The 4456-nt window shown below is 73.8% G+C and carries 5 protein-coding genes and 1 pseudogene; 1 reads left to right on the top strand and 5 read right to left on the bottom strand.

Annotated elements, in window-relative coordinates:
- A pseudogene (locus ACVNF4_RS32920) lies at positions 1-261 on the top strand (hypothetical protein); the annotation flags it as partial.
- On the opposite strand, the gene ACVNF4_RS32915 reads toward ACVNF4_RS32920, so the two are convergent.
- The 5 genes from ACVNF4_RS32915 to ACVNF4_RS32895 all read right to left on the bottom strand — a co-directional run.
- Positions 251-1417 (bottom strand): transglycosylase family protein, encoded by a 1167-nt coding sequence (locus ACVNF4_RS32915; protein ID WP_461806542.1) that lies wholly within the window; start codon positions 1415-1417, stop codon positions 251-253. The pseudogene ACVNF4_RS32920 and the gene ACVNF4_RS32915 sit on opposite strands and share 11 nt — an antisense overlap.
- A 129-nt stretch (positions 1418-1546) precedes the next feature.
- The gene (locus ACVNF4_RS32910) at positions 1547-2998 is read right to left on the bottom strand and encodes an FAD-binding protein (protein WP_461806541.1); all 1452 of its coding nucleotides are present in this window, start codon (positions 2996-2998) and stop codon (positions 1547-1549) included.
- Between the two features lie 39 nt (positions 2999-3037).
- Positions 3038-3667 (bottom strand): aspartate/glutamate racemase family protein, encoded by a 630-nt coding sequence (locus tag ACVNF4_RS32905; RefSeq protein ID WP_461806540.1) that lies wholly within the window; start codon positions 3665-3667, stop codon positions 3038-3040.
- A 25-nt stretch (positions 3668-3692) separates the two neighbouring features.
- Positions 3693-4088: a GNAT family N-acetyltransferase gene (locus ACVNF4_RS32900; protein WP_461806543.1), complete on the bottom strand. Its 396-nt coding sequence runs from the start codon at positions 4086-4088 to the stop codon at positions 3693-3695.
- Positions 4089-4130: 42 nt separating this feature from the next.
- Positions 4131-4456: AfsA-related hotdog domain-containing protein (locus ACVNF4_RS32895; protein WP_461806539.1), on the bottom strand; the 326-nt coding region annotated here is incomplete at its 5' end.

Raw genomic sequence — 4456 nt, 5'->3', positions numbered from 1 at the left:
CAGCCGGACCCGGGGTCGCGCACCGAGCCGCGGGCGGGGCGCGAGGAACCGGCGGGGGAGGCCCCCGCGCCGGTGATCGCCGTGGACGGCCTGACCGGCGCGCTCCCGGAGCAGCCGGCCGTGGCCGCCCGGGAGGTGGTGGAGGTGACGGCGCAGAAGCGTCCCGTCCACCTCGCGGACGGGACGTACCGCCTGTACTACGACGGCCTCTTCCTGGCCGCGCAGATCACCGACCGGCACCGCGCGAAGGTCAGATCCTGACCCCGCCGGCCCGCAGATAGGCCAGCGGGTCGACGTCGGAGCCGAACTCGGGCCCCGTCCGCACCTCGAAGTGCAGGTGCGGGCCGGTGCTGTTGCCCGTCGACCCGGACCGGCCGATGCGCTGGCCCGCACCGACCGACTGCCCGTCCCGCACGGAGATCGCCGAGAGGTGGGCGTACTGGGTGTAGCGGCCGTCGGAGTGCCGGATGACGACCTGGTAGCCGAAGGAGCCGCCCCACCCGGCGCTGACGACCTCGCCCGCGCCGACCGCCTTCACGGACGTCCCGGTGGGGACGGGGAAGTCGACGCCCGTGTGGTAGCCCTTCGACCAGGAGGAGCCGGTGGCGTGGTACTGCGTGCCGGTCCCGGCGTTCACGGGCGCGACACGCGGGGCGTGCCCCTCGTCGGTCCTCGGTTTCGCGGCCGTCTTCGGCTTGCTGACGGTCCTCGGCCTGCTCTTGGACGCCTTCGGCTCCTTGGGCGCCTTCGGTGCGGCCTTGCCGTTCAGGCTGAGCCGCTGGCCCGGCAGGATCAGGTCCGGGTCGGAGCCGATCGTCCTGCGGTTCGCGGCGTACAGCCCCCGCCAGCCGCCTGCGACGTCCCGCTCGTCGGCTATCCCGGAGAGCGTGTCGCCGTGGACGACGGTGTACATCTCGGTACGCCCGGCCCGCGACTGCGGGGTGGCCTGCGCACGGACGTCCGGCGTCCTGGGCTTCTCGGCGGTCTTCTTCCGGACGGCCTTCTTCCGCGCGGCCGGCTCGATGTCCGGCGCGTCCCCGCCCCGGGTGAGCCCTGCGCGGCCCGAGCAGACCGGCCAGGCGCCGGGCCCCTGTCCGTCGAGGACCTTCTCGGCCACGGCGATCTGCTGGTCCTTGGTGGCCAGATCCGCTCGCCCCGCGTACCGCAGGCCGCCGTAGGCCGCCCAGGTGGACTGGGTGAACTGGAGCCCGCCGTAGTAGCCGTTGCCGGTGTTGACGTGCCAGTCGTTCGTCGACTCGCAGGCCGCGACCTTGTTCCAGGTGTGCACGTCGGCGGCGTGCGCGGGGCTCGCGGCGATGAGGGGGAGCGCCATCCCGGCGCCCCCCGCGGTGACGGTGAGTGAGGCGCGGTTGATCCGATTCGGCTGGTACCGGCGGTGCCGGCCGCGTACGGCCATGGAGGTCTCCCCCTGAGCAGGCGGACAGGCGTCAGGCGGGGAAAAAGGTATGGGTGGGGAACCGGCCAGGACAAGACCGCGAATCAGCCGCTGTCCTACCCCGAACGGTTCCCCTCATGTCGGCTCGTTTCAGCCGAAGACGCCCTGTCCCGGCACGAGGACGCCCTTCGGGTCGTACGTCCTCTTGGCGGCGGCGAGCTGCGGCCATCGCTTTCCGTAGTGGGTCTGCCAGTCCTGCGGCCGAAACGGGACGGACCCCACCGGATAGTGGGTGCCGCCGGCCGCCGCGGTCCGCTCGTAGGCGGCGCGGTTGGCCGCGAGAAGGCGCCCCACCTCGGCCGTGCCGTCCGCCGGGACGGCCGCGAGGATCGCGAACAGGTACGGAACCGGGTCGTCCGGCATGCGCAGCAGCGGGGTGCGCAGCCGGGCCCGCTCCAGCGGGTAGAGCAGGATCAGCCCGGCGCCGACGTCGGCGGCGGTGACCCCGGCGAGGATCTCCCGGGTCACCTCGGCGGTCCGCTCCCCCGGGATCAGCAGGTTCAGCCAGGGGTGCGCGTACGCCCAGATCCCGGACTTCTTCAGCGCCTCGGCGACCGGTCCGACCCGGTTCAGGAAGTCGAAGTACGTCGGCGTGGTCCGCTGCACGCCCGCCGGGTCGTACGACAGCCCCGCGAGCAGCGCCGTCTCCGGGACGTCGGCGTCGTAGGCGACGGCTTCCAGGACGTACGCCGTGAAGGCGCCGTTCTTGTCGGCGGTGACCTGGCCCTCGACGTAGTCGAAGCGGCACTCCTCGGTCAGGGTGCGCTGGTCGGCGAGGTAGGTGTCGAGGTCGGTGTAGGGCAGGAGGTAGTGGCGGACGGTCGGCGCGGTGGGCGCCGGGACCAGGCGCAGGGTCGCGGAGACGATGACGGCGCACTGGCCGAGGCCCGCGAGGACGGCGTGGAAGAGGTCGGCGTGCCGGGTCGGCGAGCAGTGGACCGGTTCTCCCGCGCCGGTGACGACGTCGAGCGCGAGGACGTTGTCGACCTGGGCGCCGTGGCGGTGGGTCTGGCCGCCGATGCCGCCGACGGAGAGGGTGCCGCCGACGGAGAGTTCGAGGTAGTCGGTGAACACGGGCGGGGTGAGGCCGTGTTGAAGGGTCGCGCGCACGACGTTGCTCCACGTGGCCCCCGCGCCGACGGTGACCGTGCCGTGCTCGGGGGTCCCGATCCGGTTCAGCGGGGTCGTCTCGATGACGACGCCGCCCGGCACCTGGGCCTGGCCGAAGGTGCCGTGGCCCTGGCCGCGCGGGGCGACGTCGATGGCGTGGGTGTTGCAGAAGCGGATCATCGCGACGACGTCGTCGACCGAGCCGGGGCGCAGGACGGCGGCCGGGGTGCGGTGGACGATGTGGCCGTAGTCGTCGGCCGCCGCCGCGAGGGACGCGGGGTCGGTGAGCAGGGTGCCGTCCAGCGGCGGGACCTGCGGGAGGGCGCTGTGCGGGGTGGTGGCCCAGGCGCGGGTGAGGGGGTCGAACGCGACCACGGCGGTGCCGGCCGCCAGGCCCTGGAGGAGGGTGCGCCGGGAGGGGGTGGGGGTCATGTGCTTCGCCTCGTCCTTGACGATCAAATGCTTGCAGTTTCACACGCCTTGGGCAACGGCAGCGTCAAGTCCCGGGCGAGGGCTGGAGAACACCGGGACAACCGTCCGCACGAGCCCCTGTGCCGGTGTCATCGACGCCTGCGCCAGGACGATCACGTCGGCGTCGGTCACCGCGTCGACCGCGTCGGCGACCGCACGCGCGTACCCCTCGCCGTCCCCGGCCTCGAACAGCTCCCAGGCACCGCCGACAAGCATCGTCCGCACCCTGACGGGACGCCCGTCCGCCTCCTCGCGGACCAGGTCGGCGGTCGGGCCGAGGGTGCTCTCGACCGTCGCGAGGACGACGATCCGCTCTCCGGCGGCTACCGCCTCGGCGGCCATCGGCCGGTCCACGCGGACGACGGGGACGGCGAGCCCCGCGCTCTGCGCCTCCGCGACGGCGCCGATCGTGGAGCAGGTGCACAGCACGGCGTCCGCGCCCTCGGCCACGGCCCGCTCCAGCGCCTGACGCACGGCGGGCGCCACCGCCTGCGGGCCCTCCTCACGGGCGCGGGCGAGGAGGGACTCGTCCACGTGGTGGCGCAGGGCGAGGCCGGGGTGGTGGGTGTCGCGCAGAGCGTCGAAGACGGGGATGTGGGCCGGGGAGGTGTGCAGGAGGGCGAGGTGCACGGCAGTCCTTGTCCTGAGTCCCGGCTCAGAAGCCTTCGGGGTGTTCCTTGAGCCAGTGCTTCGCCGCGCGCAGGAGTTCGGGGCTCGCGGGCGGCGCGTCGTCGGGGTGGCGGACGGCCCAGGAGGCGACGTACGGGCAGAGGGGGGCGACCTGCTTGGCCTCGCGCGCCGCGATGCCGTACAGCTCCCGGGCCAGGGAGCCCGCGATGCCCTGGCCCTCGTGGGCCGGTTCGACGATCGTGTGCACCGGGACGAGGGCGGCCTGCGGGGCGTCCAGGGTGAAGTAGGCGATGTGGCCGACGAGTTCGCCGTCGGCGTCCAGCGCCTCCAGACGGCCCGCGGCGCGGTCGTCGCGGATCCGGATGTCGCTCATGGGCACGCTCCAGGGGTGAGGGGTACGGGCCCGAGCGTAATGGACGATGATCTTAGGAGCGCGGACGGGGCGAGGGGACGGGCGGGGGCCTCAGGCCTGGAAGGTCAGTGTGCCCGACGCGGTCGGCGTCCCGTTCTGGACGACGGTGAAGCTCCAGCCCTCACCTTCCCGCGCGCACTCGATGCCCGCCGCCGGGGCCCACTCGGTGAAACCGGTCGCGGTCAGTCGCGCGTCTCTCAGCCGTCCCGGAACCCCACCCGCCGCGAGACACACGGCCTGCCGGGCGGCCTCCAGCAGGACCATGCCGGGGACGTGGTCGCTGGGGTGATCGAAGAAGAGCGGGTGGTGCGGGTCGGCGGGGGCGACGCGGACGGTGCCGTCGTCGCCGCGGGCGACCAGCACCCCGCCCTCGCCCG

It is taken from the genome of Streptomyces sp. S6, assembly GCF_054880855.1.
Note: the sequence above shows the minus strand (reverse complement) of the source record. Positions and strands in the feature narration are given on the sequence as shown.

Bases quoted from the DNA above. Each gene is read 5' to 3' on its own strand.
- ACVNF4_RS32915 (WP_461806542.1), bottom strand. From the start codon at position 1,417: ATGGCCGTACGCGGCCGGCACCGCCGGTACCAGCCGAATCGGATCAAC.
- ACVNF4_RS32910 (WP_461806541.1), bottom strand. From the start codon at position 2,998: ATGACCCCCACCCCCTCCCGGCGCACCCTCCTCCAGGGCCTGGCGGCC.